At 41.4% G+C, this 17,791-nt stretch carries 14 protein-coding genes; 1 reads left to right on the top strand and 13 read right to left on the bottom strand.

The features are described from left to right. The 8 genes from ACULLG_RS05400 to ACULLG_RS05365 are packed head-to-tail and all read right to left on the bottom strand — an operon-like array spanning position 1 to position 8,659. Entirely contained in the window at positions 1 to 981 is a 981-nt protein-coding gene (locus tag ACULLG_RS05400; RefSeq protein WP_452125745.1) for a TRAP transporter substrate-binding protein, read from the bottom strand. A 5-nt stretch (positions 982 to 986) separates the two neighbouring features. Then, on the bottom strand, positions 987 to 1,655 hold the full coding sequence (locus ACULLG_RS05395; RefSeq protein ID WP_452125744.1) for a bifunctional 4-hydroxy-2-oxoglutarate aldolase/2-dehydro-3-deoxy-phosphogluconate aldolase: 669 nt from the start codon (positions 1,653 to 1,655) through the stop codon (positions 987 to 989). An 11-nt stretch (positions 1,656 to 1,666) separates the two neighbouring features. Beyond that, complete coding sequence (locus tag ACULLG_RS05390) at positions 1,667 to 2,707, bottom strand: PfkB family carbohydrate kinase (protein WP_452125743.1); 1,041 nt, start codon at positions 2,705 to 2,707, stop codon at positions 1,667 to 1,669. Between the two features lie 8 nt (positions 2,708 to 2,715). Then, positions 2,716 to 4,122 (bottom strand): glucuronate isomerase, encoded by a 1,407-nt coding sequence (gene uxaC, locus ACULLG_RS05385; RefSeq protein WP_452125742.1) that lies wholly within the window; start codon positions 4,120 to 4,122, stop codon positions 2,716 to 2,718. Positions 4,123 to 4,163: 41 nt separating this feature from the next. Further along, positions 4,164 to 5,729 carry a solute:sodium symporter family transporter gene (locus tag ACULLG_RS05380; protein WP_452125741.1) on the bottom strand — a complete coding sequence of 522 codons (1,566 nt, stop codon included), beginning with the start codon at positions 5,727 to 5,729 and terminating at the stop codon, positions 4,164 to 4,166. A gap of 26 nt (positions 5,730 to 5,755) precedes the next feature. Then, complete coding sequence (locus ACULLG_RS05375; RefSeq protein ID WP_452125740.1) at positions 5,756 to 6,625, bottom strand: inositol oxygenase family protein; 870 nt, start codon at positions 6,623 to 6,625, stop codon at positions 5,756 to 5,758. A gap of 19 nt (positions 6,626 to 6,644) precedes the next feature. Continuing rightward, positions 6,645 to 7,832: a mannonate dehydratase gene (uxuA, locus tag ACULLG_RS05370; protein WP_452126532.1), complete on the bottom strand. Its 1,188-nt coding sequence runs from the start codon at positions 7,830 to 7,832 to the stop codon at positions 6,645 to 6,647. Between the two features lie 11 nt (positions 7,833 to 7,843). Further along, complete coding sequence (locus tag ACULLG_RS05365) at positions 7,844 to 8,659, bottom strand: SDR family oxidoreductase (protein WP_452125739.1); 816 nt, start codon at positions 8,657 to 8,659, stop codon at positions 7,844 to 7,846. Positions 8,660 to 8,791: 132 nt separating this feature from the next. On the opposite strand from ACULLG_RS05365, the gene ACULLG_RS05360 reads away from it, so the two are divergent. Next, on the top strand, positions 8,792 to 9,859 hold the full coding sequence (locus tag ACULLG_RS05360) for a substrate-binding domain-containing protein (RefSeq protein WP_452125738.1): 1,068 nt from the start codon (positions 8,792 to 8,794) through the stop codon (positions 9,857 to 9,859). A 3-nt stretch (positions 9,860 to 9,862) separates the two neighbouring features. On the opposite strand, the gene ACULLG_RS05355 is transcribed toward ACULLG_RS05360, so the two are convergent. From ACULLG_RS05355 to ACULLG_RS05335, 5 genes are read right to left on the bottom strand one after another with little or no spacing between them, the layout of a single operon-like run. Further along, a complete protein-coding gene (locus ACULLG_RS05355; RefSeq protein WP_452125737.1) occupies positions 9,863 to 11,908 on the bottom strand; it encodes a DUF2231 domain-containing protein in 2,046 nt (681 codons plus the stop codon). 14 nt (positions 11,909 to 11,922) lie between these two features. Beyond that, positions 11,923 to 12,765 carry a chitobiase/beta-hexosaminidase C-terminal domain-containing protein gene (locus ACULLG_RS05350; protein WP_452125736.1) on the bottom strand — a complete coding sequence of 281 codons (843 nt, stop codon included), beginning with the start codon at positions 12,763 to 12,765 and terminating at the stop codon, positions 11,923 to 11,925. Continuing rightward, positions 12,762 to 13,799: a 6-bladed beta-propeller gene (locus ACULLG_RS05345; RefSeq protein WP_452125735.1), complete on the bottom strand. Its 1,038-nt coding sequence runs from the start codon at positions 13,797 to 13,799 to the stop codon at positions 12,762 to 12,764. Before ACULLG_RS05345 ends, ACULLG_RS05350 begins: the two co-directional genes overlap by 4 nt. Beyond that, positions 13,796 to 15,286, bottom strand: coding sequence for a DUF1501 domain-containing protein (locus tag ACULLG_RS05340; protein ID WP_452125734.1), 1,491 nt, complete (start codon positions 15,284 to 15,286; stop codon positions 13,796 to 13,798). Before ACULLG_RS05340 ends, ACULLG_RS05345 begins: the two co-directional genes overlap by 4 nt. A 1-nt stretch (position 15,287) precedes the next feature. Beyond that, a complete protein-coding gene (locus ACULLG_RS05335; RefSeq protein WP_452125733.1) occupies positions 15,288 to 17,666 on the bottom strand; it encodes a PSD1 and planctomycete cytochrome C domain-containing protein in 2,379 nt (792 codons plus the stop codon). Positions 17,667 to 17,791 lie beyond the last annotated feature (125 nt).

Below are 17,791 nucleotides of genomic sequence, written 5' to 3'. Positions count from 1 at the left end.
TCAGTTTACAGCTTTTATTTGTTGAATTAGCGTAAAGAGGGCCTTATCATTTTGGTATTTTTCATATAGCTTATTGGTCCTTTCAGAAAAAGGAATCTTGTCGGGCCTTATAATTTGAACGCCAGATTTTTGAATGGCCTCCAATGCTTCTTCCTCTGCCTTTGCCCATAACTCCCTTTGGTACGTTATCGATGCATCCACCGCTTGTTGAAGCCAATTTTGTTCCTCCTCAGTAAGCCCATCCCAAAAATGGGTTCCAACAATCACCACATCTGGAGAAAAGGTATGTTCGTTGAGGGAATAGTATTTACAGATTTCGTAGTGTTTGGACAAGTAAAAACTTGGAGGGTTGTTCTCGGCTCCATCCACTACACCCTGCTGTAATGAGGTATACAATTCGCCCCAGGAAATTGGCGTTGGCGAACCGCCAAAACCACGAACCATCTCCATAGCGGTCACACTGGGCATTACCCGAATCTTCTGTCCTTTCAAATCATCGGGATGCCGGACCACTTTTTCTTTGGTGTAGAAACTCCGGCTGCCCGCATCATAAAATCCAAGCCCTTTCAGCCAATATTTTTTGCCATCATTCAGTAATTCCTGTCCTATTGGGCCATCAAATACCTTGAAGGAATGTTCTCTATCTCTAAAGAGATAGGGAAGTCCCAAAACCTTGGTCTTTGGGGCAAAATTCTCAAGCGTGGCTGCCGAGACCTTGGTCATATCCAAGCTACCGATTTGCAGTAATTCCATAATCTGCCTTTCCGTGCCCAATTGTTGGTTGGGGTATATTTCAACCGAAAGTCGACCATCAGAAAGTTGAGCCAAATCCTCCCCCATTTTTACCAAGGCCTTGTGAACGGAATGATTTATATCCAGACCATGTGCAAGTTTGATGGTCTTTGAAGAGCCATCCGTATTGCATCCCCAAAGCAGGAATGTAAAAGCAAAAAGAAAGAGATATTTGGTCTTCTTCGCCATCGGCTTTATACTCTCAATTTTTTTATAAGCTCCAATGTTTCCGAGACCTTTTCCTGGAGACCTTTATAGTCTTTGTTGGCAATAATTTCTTTGGAAATTAATTTAGAACCCATTCCCACACAGGTCACTCCTGCATCAAACCAAGCTTTCAAATTATCTTCATCAGTACTTACTCCTCCGGTTGGCATAATATTAGTCCATGGTTGCGGGCCTTTTATTGCCTTTACAAATCCAGGTCCATAGGTTGAACCAGGAAAAAGTTTGACAATCTCACACCCCCATTCTTCAGCCTGGGCAATCTCCGTAAGGGAACCACAACCAGGAGACCATAGTACTTTCCTCCGATTACAAACCTTCGCTATGTCTCCTCTAAATACAGGTGTTACTACAAAGTTGGCGCCCAATTGCATATATAGTGAAGCTGCTCCCGCATCGGTGATGGAACCCACCCCCAAAATCATTCCCGGCAATTCGCTCTGTACATATTTCACCAGTTGTCCGAATATCTCGAAGGCAAAATCGCCTCGTGCCGTAAATTCCATCAATCTAGCTCCTCCGTCATAACATGCCTTTAGGACTTTCTTTGCTACGGAAACATCGGAATGATAGAATAATGGAACCATTCCTGTTTCTTTCATTACCGCAGCTACTTCCAATCGTGAATACTGTGCCATTTTTATCTTGTTTATCTGGAGACCCTGCCCGAGGCATCTCCTCCCATTAATTTTTCAACTTCTTCAACCGTTACCAGATTTGCATCGCCCATTATGGTATGTTTTAAGCAGGACGCAGCTACTGCAAAATCCAATGCGTTTTGATCATCCTCCGGATAGGTCAACAACCCATAAATCAACCCTCCCATAAAGGAGTCACCGCCTCCTACGCGGTCCACAATGTGGGTAATCTGATACTGGCGGGTATCATACATTTTCTTACCATCATATAATACTCCAGCCCATGTGTTGTGCGAAGCGGAAATAGAACCTCTCAGTGTTGTGATTACTTTTTTCGCTTCTGGAAATTTTTCCATCATTTGCTTGCAGACCGACAAAAATGCCTCGGCTTTTACCTCATGTCCTTGGGTAGTGATATCCAATCCTTTTGGTTTGATGCCGAAGTGCATCTCGGCATCTTCCTCATTGCCCAAAATGATATCGCAGTAGGATGTGAGCTCTGTCATTATTTTCTCCCTATCCCCGCCATATTTCCATAATTTTTTTCGATAATTCAGGTCGGTGGAAATGGTAATTCCCATTTTTTTTGCTGCCTTTACGGCTTCCAGACAAGAGTCGGCCGCTCCTTGAGAGATGGCCGGAGTAATTCCGGTCCAGTGGAACCATTGAGCTCCATCGAAAACCTTCTCCCAATGGATCATTCCTGGTTGTATTTCAGCAATTGCAGAATGCGCTCGGTCGTACACCACTTTGCTCCCTCGGCTAACCGCCCCTGTTTCTAAGAAATAGATACCCAATCTATCCCCACCATAAATAATATTGTCCGTATTGACCCCACGTTTGCGCATTTCCATTTTTGCGCATTCCCCCAAATCGTTTTTAGGTAAACGGGTTACGAAATCAACAGGAATTCCATAATTGGCCAAGGAAACGGCTACATTAGATTCTCCACCGCCATACACTACATCGAATTGATTGGTCTGTGAGAACCTCAAGAATCCAGGAGGAGACAACCGCAACATAATTTCACCAAAGGTGACTACTTTTTTCATCGTTTTCATCAGTTTTTAAAATCGAAATATTCTTTTGCGTTAAAGTAACAAATATCTCGAATGGTCTTCCCAATCAGTTCCATGTCATTTGGCAATTCTCCGTTCTGTATTTCCTCTCCAAAAAGATTGCACAGTACCCTTCTAAAATATTCGTGCCTTGGGAATGAAAGAAAACTTCTAGAGTCGGTCAACATTCCAACAAAACAACTAATTAGTCCTACATTGGAAAGGGCATTTAACTGTTTGGTGATGCCATCTTTCTGATCCAAAAACCACCATCCAGAACCATACTGTACCTTGCCTTTTACTGCGCCATCATTGAAATTCCCTGCCATAGCAGCAAACACCTCGTTATCTGCCGGGTTGGAATTGTATAAAATGGTCTTGGTCAATTTGTTTTTGGAATCCAGAGCATCCAAAAAACGGGATAGGTTTCTGGCCTGTGAAAAATCCCCGATGGAATCCCACCCTGTGTCGGGCCCCAAAGTCGTTAACATTCTGGAGTTGTTGTTTCGTAAAGGCCCTAGATGAAATTGCTGGACCCACCCATTGTCATTGTACATTTCGGAAAGAAATAGTAACAAAGCCGTTCCAAATTGTTTGATTTCTTTTTCTTGAAGTTGCTGTCCATTTCTCTTTTTGGAGAAAATATTGGATACCTCAGTTGCTGTTGCCGGTTCGAAGGGTATGTTTTCCAATCCATGATCGGACAAGATACATCCGTTAGCAGCGAAATATGCAATTCGTGCAGCCAAGGCTTCGCATAAATCACCATAAGAGCTTATTTCAATTTCTGACACTTCTGCCAACTTATCAACATATTCATTGTAACTTTCAGATCCAATTAATATGGCCTTATCTGGCCTAAAGGAAGTTCCCATAAACAAGCTTGGGTTTTCTTCTGTCATGTTTTGATGATGCTCCAAAGAATCTGTGGGGTCTTCGGTGGTACAGACCACCTCAACCTTCATTTTGGAAAGCAAGGACCTGCAAGAAAAATTACTCGAACTCAACTGCTCACTAGTTGATCTGTAAATGGTCTGTGCATTGTTTTCATTTAATAAATCAAACACCTCGAAATACCGAGCTAGTTCCAAATGTGTCCAGTGGTACAATGGATTTCTGATAGCTTGTGGAACCGTTTTGGCCCAAGCCTTGAATTTTTCTTCGTCTGAAACGTTTCCTGTAATAAATTTCTCTTGGACACCAACGGTTCGCATCGCTCTCCATTTATAATGGTCTCCTTGAATCCATGCTTCAGTAATATTATTGAAAACACGATTGGTTGCGATGTCTTTTGGCGAAAGATGGCAGTGATAATCTATTATGGGTAGTTCTTTTGCATGGTTATGATAGAGTTCCTCCGCAAAACTGCTTTGCAACAAAAAATCTTTATGTATAAATGATTTTCCCATCTATCTCTTCTCGACTCTTATTTTTCTAGCTCTTCTGTCCATCATGCCAATAACACATAAATTAAAATGGTAGCTGCAGTTAGTGCAATCCCAAAGGCATTCACAAAACGCCAGGGTTTCTCGTCTCTTCCTTTTGCTTCAACATATGCAGCTTCGGGATACATTCTTGACACCAAGAACATAATGACAAAATTCAATACAAATTCAATTCCCCAGAGGTGAACAAAATGAATATCAACATCCAATATAAAGGTGGTCAAAATGTAAAAAGCGAAGCCAAAGAACAGTCCAGCCTTTGCTCCTGTTTTATTTATATTCTTAAAGAATATTCCCGCTATGATCACCGATGAAATGGGAATAAAAAAGATGCCGTTAAGCTCCTGCAGCAAAAAGTACAATCCGTCCGGGGCATAGGCAACCAACGGAGCAATACCAATGGCCAAGACAGCAAGCACAACTGAGGAAATTTTCCCGTAATGCACCAATCTAGAATCGGAAACTTCTTTATTGATCAGTTTTTTATAGATATCATAGCAAAAAATGGTGCTGGCGGAATTCAACACGCTATTAAATGTGCTCAGCACAGCTCCCAAAACCACCGCAGCAAAGAATCCAAAGAGATAGGTCGGTAACACCTTTTTAACCAAGAGCGGATAAATCAGGTCAGGTGTATCAATATATTGGTCTTGGAAGTAATAATATGCAATGAGCCCTGGTAATACGATAATCAAGGGAACAAATAATTTGAGTATTCCAGTATAAATCAGTCCTTTTTGGGCCTCCACTAAATTTTTCGCGCCGAAAGCTCTTTGAATAATGGATTGGTTCATTCCCCAGAAATACAACTGGTTGATCATTAAACCAGTAAAAAGCACGGAAAATGGCATCACAGAATCCTCACTTCCGACAATATCAAATTTATCCGGTGCAAAGTCATATACCGTTCCTAACCCGCTAAGAATATTTCCATCGCCAATTTGATACAATGCAATGGCAGGAATCAATAATCCCCCAAGCAAAAGTCCTATTCCATTTAAACTATCTGAATAAGCCACTGCTTTTAATCCCCCAAAAATGGCATACATTGAACCGATAAGTCCTATCACAAATACCGTGAAAAGCATAGCCCTTTCCTTACCAATTCCGAACATGGTGGAAAAGTCAAAAACACTTTCAATGTTAATGGCACCCGAATATAAAACAATGGGTAAAAGTGTTATCACAAAGGACAGCATCAAGAGGAATGCAACTATGGAACGTGTAAGCCCATCATACCTTTCTTCTAAAAATTGGGGAATGGTGGCCAGTCCCATTTTAATGAACTTGGGAATAAAAAATATGGCTGCAATTACCAAAGCAATGGCCGATGTGACTTCCCAAGCAATTACAATTATTCCATTTTTGTACGAACTGCCGTTCATCCCAATCAAATGTTCGGTAGAGATGTTGGTCAGAATCATAGATCCTGCGATAATGGGGCCGGTAAGACTCTTGCCAGCCAAGAAGTATCCCTTGGCGGATTTAAAGTTGTCTTTTCGTAATCGATACGTAGTATAGATGATTACGAAGAGCGTAAATCCAAAAAAGCCTAAATAAGTGGCCAGCATTGGTTTTGGTGGTTAGGTTAGAAGGATTAAAATTTCAATTTTTCTGGTAGATATTTTGCCACTAAATCTTCGTAATAAGGTTTCAGTGCTTTGGCATCAGGTGGCACCGGTGCCTTTGAATATAAATCATATGGGTTGAATTTTTTCACCCATTCGAACATCTTATGGTCATGTTCACTCATCAGATGGTCATATGCATTTTCACGATGTTGTGCATAGAACGAATGATATCGAATCATGTACAAAGCAGGTTCAGGCAAATAATCCTTCATGATTTGGTAGAGGTATTCATCGTGACCCCAACTCATTTTGACGTTGTCCAGACCACAATTTTCTTCATAGACCCCATATTTATTATTGTATCGTTCATCTTTTGAGTCCGTGTTGGTTTCAAAATATTCTGGATATACAATTTTATCGGAGAATTTACATCCAACAGGAAAGGTATCCCCGACTACTGCCCATTGCGGTTCTCCAAACAAGCATAGCACCTTGCCCACATCGTGAAGAAAACCTGTTAATACAAACCAATCAGGGTGACCATCAGCGCGAATAGCCTCACTGGTCTGCAACAAATGCTGCAATTGGTCCAAGTCAATATCGGGGTCACTATCGTCCACCAAAGTGTTCAGAAAGTCCACGGCCTCCCACAATGACATTTCCCTTTTATCGAACTTTAAAAACTCCTTTTCCTTTTCGCAGACAAAATCATAGGTCTGATATTGATGATTGAGCTTATAAAATTCCCGAACGGTATCCACCCTATCCGAATTCTGATAATCCCTGAATTCTTCTTTTTCCTTTTTTGGTGCGTCAGGATCGGGGTAACGTTTCAACACATCATCTTCCCAATGTTCCAAAGACTCCAAAGGGTTGTTTTTATCAATTTTTTTCATTTCAGCCAGTTTTTTTGAATTATAGTTGATTCATAAGGGATTTAGCAATTCCCATTTCCAATCCTCTTAACTCCGCCAATCCTCTTAATCTTCCAATACAGGAATATCCAGGGTTTGTTTTCTTCTTGAGGTCATCTATCATTTGGTGCCCATGGTCCGGTCTCATTGGTATTTCAATGTCCTTGCGACCTTCATCAAAGCGTCTTTGCTGCTCCAAAAGCACCAATTTTATCATTTCGTACATATCCGTATCACCATCCAAATGATCGGCTTCGTAAAAATCTCCCTTTTCCGTGCGTTTAGTATTTCTAAAATGCAGAAAATGAACGCGATACGCAAACTTTTTAAAGATTTCTGACAAATTATTGTCTTCCCTAACCCCCAAGGATCCCGTACAAAAGGTTATCCCGTTATGTATGGATGGAATTTTATCGAATATATGTTGATAGTCTTCTTCGGTACTCAAAATTCGAGGTAAGCCAAGAATTGAAAAAGGTGGGTCGTCTGGATGAGCGCAAAGAAGCACACCAACTTCTTCGGCCACTGGAACAATTTCCGAAAGAAAATACACCAAATGCTCCTGCAGTTTGGATTTTGAGATTCCCTTATAGGCATCCAATACGGCTTTAAAACTTTCCAAAGAATATTCTTCTTCTGCCCCAGGCAAACCGGCCAGAATGTTTTTGGTCAATTTGGCTATCTCTTTTGGAGTCATAAGTTCGGAGGTAGATTTTGCGCTTACCTGTTCTTTCGGGGAATATTCTTTTTCAGCTCCGGGTCTTTTTAATATATGAAGATCAAAAGCCGTAAATGCATTTTTCTCGAAGAGAAGCGCCTTGGAACCATCGGGCATTTCATAATCTAACGAAGTGCGGGTCCAATCCAAAACGGGCATGAAATTATAGCAGATAATTTTGATTCCGCACCCGGCCAAGTTTCGAATGCTCTGCTTGTAATTTTCGATGTATTGTTGAAAGCTTCCCTTTTGAGTTTTGATGTCTTCATGGACCGGCACTGATTCAACAACCGTCCATTCCAATCCCTGAACTTCGATAATGTACTTTCGTTTTTTGATTTCATCCATTGGCCACACTTCCCCATTGGCCATATGGTGCAATGCGGTAACAATCCCATTAGCTCCCGTTTGTTTGACATCCTGCAAAGAAACAGGGTCATCAGGACCGTACCACCTCCAAGTTTGTTTCATCCTCAACTCCATCATACACCGCTAAAAATGTTGAACCCACCATCTATGGGAATGACTGCTCCGGTCATAAATTTTGATGCATCACTGCACAGAAAATGCAATGCACCGTTAAGCTCATCGGGTTCACCAAACCTGCCCATCGGCGTATTTCTGATGATATCTGCACCACGCTCTGTAAACGAACCATCTTCATTTAAGAGTAAGTTTCTATTTTGGTTTCCAATGAAAAAACCGGGAGCAAGGGCATTGACCCTTATTTTTTCGCTGAACTTCGTCGCCATTTCAACAGCCATCCATTTAGTGAAATTTTCCATAGCCGCTTTGGAAGCGGAATAACCGGCCACCCTGGTAAGTACTCTCGGCACCGCCATGGATGAATAATTGATGATGGTTCCCGACCCTTGATCGGCCATCACCTTACCAAATACCAAGGAAGGAATCACAGTACCATTTAAATTCAATTGTGTCACCTTGTCGAAATCGTCCAGTTCCAAATCAAAAATGGATTGGTCCGGGCCAATGGTCGCACCAGGCATATTGCCTCCAGCAACATTGAGAAGAATATCCAACCGTCCAAACTTTTCCAAAACAGCATCCCGCACTTCTTCCATAGAATCCTTGGACAAAACATTTCCTTCCAACAACAATATGTCACCACCATTATCACGAATCGTTTTCTCCAATTCCATACCGTTCCGCCTGTTTGTTGTCAATACGGCCAACTTAACCCCGGCTCCTGACAAACTCAGCGCTGCCGAGCTTCCCAACACTCCAGTCCCTCCGGTTATCACGGCAACCTTATTTGTTAAGTCAAAAATTGATTTCAAAAGCCTGTTTTTTGGTACATTTTGATTCATTTCGTGTGCGCACACGATAAAAATATAAATTCATTGCACATAATACAAATTCAGAGGGCAAAAAATTATTGAAGGTTGTATATTAACGGCTTTATTCGACCTATGATCACCATTAAGGAAATTGCCAAACTAGCCAATGTATCCCCAGGAACAGTAGACCGGGTCATACATAATAGAAAGGGGGTTTCCGAAAAAACTGCCCAACGGATTCGGCAAATTTTAAAGGAACATAATTTCAAAGTCAATCGGATTGCCCAATCCTTGGCCATGAAAAAGAAATATACCATTGCTGTTCTATTGCCAGATCATGATCAGGAAAATCAATTCTGGAGGTCTCCTCTGGAAGGCATTCAAAAAGCTCAAGAAGAGGTGATGAGTTTTGGAGTGGATGTCAAAACGTTTGCTTTTGACCAAAAAAGCCCCAAGTCGTATATAGATTCTTTTGATTTGCTACTAAAAACCAATCCTCAAGGGGTTGTTCTTGTTCCGACCTTTAAAAAGGAGACCAAAGAACTAACCCAGATATTGTTGGATAGAGAAATTCCGTTCATCTTTCTGAATATTGCATTGAATGGCCATGAAAATCTTTGTTTTGTTGGACAGGATTCATTTAAAAGTGGTTATCTGGCTGCCAAACTTATGCAACTTTGTCTCAATAAGAATGACCATATCCTGACGATCCACTCAAGACCTAATCTTTCCAATGTCAACAATATATCACAGCGGATTGAAGGCTTTGACCATTACTTCAAGGAACTGGAGCTGAACAATGTCAACCATAAAATTGAAGTGGAGGATTTTTGGGACACCAAAAAGTTTCCGGATAAAATTGCTTTGTTGTTAAAGGAACATCCCAAAATCAAGGGAATTTTTGTTCCCAATAGTAGAGCCCATATTATAGCAAAACATATTCAAGGTTTTAGGGCCCAGATTCCTTATCTTATTGGATTTGATATTACGGAACACAATTCGACTGCACTTGTAGATGGCAAAATCACTTTTTTGATCTCGCAAAAGCCATTTCAACAAGGGTACCGATCTGTGAGTAGTCTTTCCAAATTCCTACTTTATAAAACTCCACCTCAAGCCGAAATTTTATCTCCTATTGAGATTATTACTAAGGAGAACTTGCCGAACGGACAGCAAAAGGAGTATGCTATCTTTCCGTAAGATTTAATTAAAAACCACCTCGTCCAAAAAGATAAAGCTGTTTCCCCCAGGCACCGCATGCCAGTCTGGGTTCTTTATTGGACTTTCCACTAAAAGGCGTACTTTTTTTAAGGCTATGGGATCAAAGTCAATATTATATGCTTTTCGCTCTATAATAACTGAGGGTTCTTGAATACCAATTTTAACTGTTTTGAGCTTACTAAAAGTATTTCCATCAGTTGAGCCCCAAACGGTATAACCTACGGGGAAGAATATCCAATTATTGGGAATGGAAAGGCTACCCACCGAAACATTGGATACTACGGTCGGCTCCTTAAATTCTATAGTAGCTGTCATATGTTGGGCTTCAAAACCAACCCAGTTTCCATCTACAAAATTTGTGGTGCCGCGTCTTAAATCCATCAAAGTTTTCCCTCCCTTTGCCGCATACTTTGGATGGGGTGCCCGCGCTAATGACACCTCGCTAATTAGTGCCTTGCTCTTTAAGAAGTTGGCAAAACTGGCTTCGCTAGGCTCCCAGTCTTCCAAAGTCGCATATGCTTTTAAAGTGGTTGTCTCCTTAACATAAAATGGTCCCTTATATTCCCTTGGCAGGGTATCATTTTTAGCGTTTTCCGCCACATAGTACACCTTGGCGCCTTCAAAAAACTGTTCAATGGATACCTCAACTGAGTCTTTGAATATTTCGTTGTCTGCTAATATTGTCGGTGGTGAAAGCGAACTAGCGGCAAAAACGCTATCCGCAATTTGTCCTTGAACCCTTACTTGATTGCTTTGGTCCTTGAAGGCTAAAATCCCTTCATCTGACATTTTTGTCCTCCAAATGAAGAGTGTTTTCAAATTTGGGAATTTTAATAGCGTTTGCAATGCCCCATCATCAAGTGCGGTTCCAAAAAGGTTTACGGATTCCAAATAATCAAACTTAGCGAGTTGTTTTACGGTTTCGTTGCTTATATCGGTATGCTGCAATTGAATCTTGGTAAGGTTTTTAAACGGTTTAAGTTGTTTTACCAGTGTGTCATTGAAATTGGTATAGCCCAAATTCATCCCCACAATATTCTTTTTATATTCTTCCAAGAGTTCAAAGTCAGCTTCAGAAACATTGTTGCGTTTCATGAAATTCACTGATATGAGGGGCATGTCCTCTGAAATACGTTGCGCTGAAATCTTGTTTTGGGCAAGAGTGGCAATAAATTCCAGCGGAACCTCATCAACATTTTCGGCAATCAATGCTCTTGTGGAAGTATCTTTTTCCAAACCCGCTAAAATGGCATTCAATTTATCCGTTCGTGGTAAATCCTTGGTAACACAATCAAAACAATTCTGATTTTGCACCCACCACTCCATCAACTGTATTTCATCCGAAGTCAACTGCACCTTTCCTTTAGGTGGCATATGGGCCTCGTCTTCTATAGGAAGTTTAAGGTGATGCATAAAACGGGTAGTTTGTTCCACTTCCAATGAATCAAATAACGACCCGGATTCTCCTCCAGCCAGCAACTCCTTTTGGGAAGTTAGCAGTAGCTCTCCTTTGGATTTCCCTTGATTATGACAACTGACACACTTTTGTTGCAGCACAGGCTGCACGATGTCTGAAAAAACCACGGCCTTGTCCACATCTTCAATTACAGGCTTTTCATATTCCTCTTGAAATAAAAAATCTTCGCCATGGGTTAGGCTACCTCCATAGTGCCCTGTCAAGGTCAAAAGCACCAAAACCACTATGAAGACTGGAAAATAAGCGCGTTGAGCTTGTTTTCCATTCGATCTCTTTAGAAAAAAGAGTAGCAAACTTCCAACTGCAAAGGCTACAGCAATCCATCTGTGGTTAAACAGCAAGGTTTCATCATATCCTCCGCCATCACCCAAAAACCATCCAGATGCAACCGAAAATACGGCGCTTAGAGCACCTATTCCCAACGCAAACAAAACGGTCCCGTTATCCTTTGGAGCCGGTTTGTTTTTGTAAAAGAGCTCCATAAAAAACGCTAGAATCAAAATACCAATTGGTAAATGGACAAATAAGGGATGTAAATTGCCTAATTGCATGTTTCGTTTTTCAGTTATTCAATCAATATTTCATCCACAAATGTCCAAGGCATGGTTCCCTTGCCGGGATGCCATTCTGGGATTCCTTGTAATGCGTGGATGATTATGGTTATTTGGTTGTATTCTCCTTTTTCCACAGTTATTTCCATGAAACCCATTTTTTTACGATCACCATTTTCGGCAGGCTTAAGCTTTAATTGCCCAATAGTTTTGTCAGATGCTTGGATCTCTATTGCTTCAGGAAGAAAAATCCATGACCCATGATCTTGTAAAAGTCCGACCAATGCTTTTTCCATAAATATGGCTTCTGAAAATTCAAGATTTACTACCGTTTCATTGGTTTGAAACCCTAGCCATCGATTCCCACTTCTAAAATTGAACTCCCCTTTCCTTCTATCAATAAGCGTATTGGGTCCTAAGGCTTTATAACTTGCATGCGCTTCAGGCTGAATGGAAATGGTGGCCCCAGAAATGTCTTTTGCCATTTTGATTATGGTTCGATCTACCACTTCGCTGGCGTTAAAATCTGGGTGAAATGCTTTTACTTTCAAATTAGTTGTTGAAGAAACTGTTACTGGTTCGGTATAGCTAAGTGAATTCGAAGTGACCTCACTGCCATCCAAGGTATATCTTATATCAACTTCATCGCTTCCACTGTATAATTTGACATGGGCCGTTTCAATAAATAGCAAGGAGTCCACTTCAATCTTTGGAGGTGCCAGTTGTATGGCTCCGGTCTTTAAAAATTCAACCTTTTTTGATTGACAGGAACTAATCAAAATCAATAAGGAACCTGCCAAAAGAAAGCTGCGGATTTGTAATCCCCAAAAACTAAATCCAACCCATTTTTTAATCATACCCGATATAATTTTATGGGATAGGTGTTATAGGAATTCCATTGGGCCACATAGATATTATCATCCTCATCAATACACACATCATGCGGGTGTCTGAATATTTTTAAAGCTTGGTGCATGGGGTCTAAATTTCCATTTTGATAAGTAGGTGTACTTCCACCAGGTGCTGAAATCAGCTTGTTGTTCTCATCAAGAATAGAGATGAACCCTGTTCCTTCGGAACCGTCACCAGACCAAATTGTTGCCAAATACACCTGTTTGTTATGTATGACAGGTCTACAGATATAGGCTCCGGGCAAATCGATGGTTTCCAAATATTCTCCCGCCAAGGAAAATCGTTTTAGTTTGTTTTGCTGCCGAGCCGTAATCAAAAGTGTTGAGTTATCGGCGTCCCTGTTGTCTATGCAGATACCATGTGCATTGTTAAACAAATGTTCTTCATCACCAGGCCCTCCAAATACATTTTTGACATTCCCCTTGGCATCGTAGTGGGTAATGTACTGCGCGCCATATCCATCAGCCACATAGATATCGCCATTATCCGCAATGGCGGTTTCCGTAGGAATGTATTCCTCTTTCTTTTGATATTTTCCAGTTTCCTTTGGAAATGGCAATATCTGCATTACTTTTCCATCCAATGTGGTCTTTATAACTTCGTGTCGATTGTTATCGCAGATATACAAAAACTCCGTTCCATTTTCGTCATGCAATGTGAGCCCATGGGCACCTGGATAATCTGTTCCCCATGAATCCAAAAGTTTTCCTGACTTGTCATAAATAAGGACATTATTTCGGGTATGATTGGTCAATAAAATGATTCGCCCCTTCGCATCCTGAACCATTTCATGGCAATCTTGCACAGGAAAACGTTCACTGTTCAGTTTTCCCCAGTCCAGGTCAACTTTGTATTTATAATCCCCATGACCTATTACCGCATCTTTTAGAAATCCCTTAGAAAAAGACATGGATCCCAACGAAGCCAGCCCAACTCCCGCCAAACTACTTTTTTCAATAAATTTTCTGCGCTTCATCATGCCAAAATATCTTTAACCACATGTCCTTCCACATCGGTAAGCCTAAACCTTCGGCCTTGATATTTGTAGGTAAGTCTTTCATGATCAATTCCAAGCAAGTGCAACAAGGTGGCTTGGAAATCGTGAACGTGGACCGGGTTTTCAGTGATGTTATAGCCAAAATCATCGGTTTCACCATAAACAATTCCCGGTTTTATACCTCCACCTGCCAACCACATGGAAAAGCACCTTGGATGGTGATCTCTTCCATAGCTTTCGTCAGTTAATACTCCCTGCGAGTAGTTGGTTCTACCGAATTCCCCACCCCAAATCACCAGGGTATCTTCCAACATGCCTCGCTGTTTCAAGTCGGCCACTAATGCCGCGGACGCTTGATCGGTATCTTTTGCTTGTTTTTCGATGGCGCCGGGTAAATTATCGTGCTGATCCCAACCCATATGATATAGTTGGATAAAACGTACATCTTGTTCTGCCAGTCTTCTTGCCAAAAGACAATTCGCAGCGTAGGTTCCTGGAATCTTAGCCTCTGCGCCGTACATTTTATAAATGTAATCGGGCTCACCATCGGTATTCATCACCTCTGGAACAGAAGTTTGCATGCGATAGGCCATTTCGTATTGAGCAATTCGGCTCTGAATCTCTTCATCACCAAATTCTTGGTATTGTTTTTCATTGAGCTCGGCAAGATTATCCAGAATACTTCTTTTGGTTTCTTTGGAAATGCCTTTTGGATCATTCAAATAGAGTACAGGGTCTTTTGCCGCCCTGAATTGAACTCCCTGGTGCAAGGAATGTAAAAATCCATTCCCCCAAAGTCGAGTGTACAGCGGTTGTCCATTGGGTCTTCCAGTTCCTCTTGAAAGCAGTACGGTAAAAGAGGGGAGATTTTCATTTTCGCTACCCAAACCGTAACTCAACCATGACCCTATACTTGGACGTCCGGGTTGTTGCGATCCTGTTTGAAAAAATGTCACCGCAGGATCATGATTGATAGCCTCTGTAAACATAGATTTCACAATACAAATGTCATCTGCCATTTTTGCGGTGTATGGCAACAAATCGCTTATCCATGAGCCATTTTTTCCATATTGTTTGAATCCGAAATTGGATCCTACCAGTGGAAATTTGTCCTGACCAGAGGTCATTCCCGTTAATCGCTGCCCATTTCGAATCGATTCTGGAAGATCTTCTCCGCGCCTTTCGTTCAATAGGGGTTTATAATCGAATAATTCGAGCTGTGAGGGACCACCGCTCTGAAATAGGTAGATGACTCTTTTGATTTTGGCAGGGTGGTGTGGGGAATGCAAGATTCCTTTAATTCCCATTGGATTATCAGCCTTTACAAGCAATTCTCCCTCTTTTCGATAAAAATTACAACCAAGCAGCGTTCCCAAAGCGGCTCCCCCGATTCCAAGGGCAGATTTTCCTAGAAACGCACGCCGGTTTAGGTTGAGGGCATTGTCGGCCAATATTTTCTTTTCTCCCATGTTATCCTCTTGATATGGTTTCGTCCAAATTTAAAATGGTATGTGCAGTCAAAGCCAAAGCCGTCAATTGATCGGCTGGAACATTATCGGAATTCGCAAACTCTCCAATGGAAAGATATTCTTCAGGAATCACTTCTCCCGTTTTAATTCTTTCAAGTGAAGCCAGGTACAAATCATTAAGAATTGTAAGTTCTTCTTTTTTAGGTTGTCTCGATGTGGCACTTTGGAAAATATACTTTATTTGATCATTTATGTTTTTACCTGCAGCATCCATCGTTTTATTGGCCAAGGCTCTTGCTGCTTCAATTAGTTGTGGGTCGTTTAAGAGTACCAAAGCTTGAAGCGGCGTATTAGTCTCTTGCCGTTGCACGGTGCATAAATCTCTAGATGAGGTATCAAACGTCATCATGCTTGGTGGGGGCACTGTTCTTTTCCAGAAGGTGTACAAACTCTTTCGATATAGGTCTTTACCGGAACTCTGTACATAGGTTGCGGTACTTCCTCCTCCTCCTCCGGTGGTCTCTTCCCAAATGCCCTCGGGTTGGTAGGGTTTAACACTTGGACCTCCCACTTCTGCATTTAAAAGGCCACTGATTTTTAAGGCTTGATCCCGAATCATTTCCGCGCTTAATCTAAGGCGAGGGGCTCGTGCCAAATAGGTGTTCTCCGGGTCTTTCTCATTCATTTCCTTGGAAATTTCTGTGCTTTGTTGATAGGTCGCAGACAAGGCCATGTACTTCATCATCTTCTTTATGTCCCATCCTTCAGTCCGGAACTTTATCGCCAAAAAATCCAATAACTCAGGGTGGGAAGGTAACGCGCCCTGATTACCAAAATCATAAGAACTTTCCACCAAACCCTTTCCAAACATGCGTTGCCAAATACGGTTTACAGCCACTCGGGCAGTCAAAGGGTTTTTTTCATGGAAAAGCCATTTTGAAAGCCCTAATCTGTTCCTTGGAAGTTCTTCCGGGAAGGGCATAATATCTTCTGGCGTTCCAGGAAACACCTGATCTGTAGGTTGATCATAAACACCTCGATTTAGAACAAACGTCTCTCTTGGGGTAGCCATATCCTGCATGACCATAACCTCAATTTTGGGTTCTGCCACGTTCGTCATGTTCACAAAATCCAGAACGCCTTCGGCATCTTGTTTGGTAACGGCCATATATGGTTTTGGTATGGCCTGGGCACTGGGCATAAGCCCATCTTCATCCAAATTATTGAAGAATCCGAACAATTGGAAATGATCTTTTTGACTTACTGGATCATATTTATGATCATGGCATCGTGCACATTCCAAGGTCATTCCCAAGAATGCCGTTCCAAAGGTATTGGTACGGTCTTCTACATATTCTATGCGATATTCCTCGGGAATGACCCCGCCTTCTGCCGTGATTTTATGGTTTCGGTTAAAGCCCGTTGCCAATATGGATTCTTTAGTGGCATTGGGAAGCATGTCGCCAGCAAGTTGATATGTGACAAACTCATCATAGGGCATGTTTTTATCGAATGCATGAATAACCCAATCACGCCAAGGCCACATAATCCGTTCAAAATCATCTTGATACCCATGTGTATCCGCATATCGCGCCACTTCCATCCAATCCGCAGCCATATTCTCGCCGTAAGCTTTGGTATTCAATAGGGAATCTATGATTTTTTCGAAAGCGTCTTCTGAATCGCTTTCTACAAAAGAATTGACTTGTTCCACCGAAGGTGGTAGTCCTGTAATGCTGAAAAAAGCTCGTCTGATCAAATGCTCTTTCTCTGCCTTTTTTGAAGGCTCAAATCCTTTCAGTTTTAACTTGTCGAGAATAAATTTGTCAATCTCATTTTGACTCCAGTTATCTGCTTCAATCTCTGGCATTATAGGTTCAACCGGAGGATCAAATGCCCAATGTTTTTTAAAAACCGCTCCTTGGGCCACCCACTTTTTCAATAGTTCTTTTTCATATTCTGATAAGCTTAGGTTGGATTCCGGAGGAGGCATAACCAGATTGGGGTCTTCTTCAAAAATTCGTTTGACCAATTCACTTTTTTCCAAATCTCCAGGAACAATGGCATATCTATCTTTATTTTCTCCGATAGCAGCGTAGGCATCTTCAGCCTTGTTTAGTGAAAGACCTGCTTCAATGGCATTTTTGTCCGGACCATGACAGGTAAAACATCGATCCGAAAGAATTGGCTTAATATGAAAAGAAAAATCGACACTATCTGGAAGTTGGCCGGGTGAATCGGCCCCAGACATGGCCACATATTTCCCCTTATCATTTTGACAACCTACAAGCGTTGCAATAAGAATGATTAGAAAAACAAGGTTAAATCTTTTTTTTCTTGATAACGGATTGGCAAACATGTCAAGATATATTAAGCGCATTCGTCCATTAAACTACCCACATAAACTTCTACAAGTTAAAAGTTTTCGACCAATAACGGAGCAGCAAAGACAAACGAAGGAATTGATAACTATATAGTTATGTATTATCAATTTGACTCCAGAAC

This window comes from Flagellimonas sp. 2504JD1-5, assembly GCF_053618295.1.
This window is presented reverse-complemented; position numbering and strand designations above follow the sequence as displayed.

Coding starts and splice junctions, on each gene's coding strand:
- ACULLG_RS05400 (WP_452125745.1), bottom strand. CDS start 981: ATGGCGAAGAAGACCAAATATCTCTTTCTTTTTGCTTTTACATTCCTG.
- ACULLG_RS05395 (WP_452125744.1), bottom strand. CDS start 1,655: ATGGCACAGTATTCACGATTGGAAGTAGCTGCGGTAATGAAAGAAACA.
- ACULLG_RS05390 (WP_452125743.1), bottom strand. CDS start 2,707: ATGAAAAAAGTAGTCACCTTTGGTGAAATTATGTTGCGGTTGTCTCCT.
- uxaC (WP_452125742.1), bottom strand. CDS start 4,122: ATGGGAAAATCATTTATACATAAAGATTTTTTGTTGCAAAGCAGTTTT.
- ACULLG_RS05380 (WP_452125741.1), bottom strand. CDS start 5,729: ATGCTGGCCACTTATTTAGGCTTTTTTGGATTTACGCTCTTCGTAATC.
- ACULLG_RS05375 (WP_452125740.1), bottom strand. CDS start 6,625: ATGAAAAAAATTGATAAAAACAACCCTTTGGAGTCTTTGGAACATTGG.
- uxuA (WP_452126532.1), bottom strand. CDS start 7,832: ATGAAACAAACTTGGAGGTGGTACGGTCCTGATGACCCTGTTTCTTTG.
- ACULLG_RS05360 (WP_452125738.1), top strand. CDS start 8,792: ATGATCACCATTAAGGAAATTGCCAAACTAGCCAATGTATCCCCAGGA.
- ACULLG_RS05355 (WP_452125737.1), bottom strand. CDS start 11,908: ATGCAATTAGGCAATTTACATCCCTTATTTGTCCATTTACCAATTGGT.
- ACULLG_RS05350 (WP_452125736.1), bottom strand. CDS start 12,765: ATGATTAAAAAATGGGTTGGATTTAGTTTTTGGGGATTACAAATCCGC.
- ACULLG_RS05345 (WP_452125735.1), bottom strand. CDS start 13,799: ATGATGAAGCGCAGAAAATTTATTGAAAAAAGTAGTTTGGCGGGAGTT.
- ACULLG_RS05340 (WP_452125734.1), bottom strand. CDS start 15,286: ATGGGAGAAAAGAAAATATTGGCCGACAATGCCCTCAACCTAAACCGG.
- ACULLG_RS05335 (WP_452125733.1), bottom strand. CDS start 17,666: ATGCGCTTAATATATCTTGACATGTTTGCCAATCCGTTATCAAGAAAA.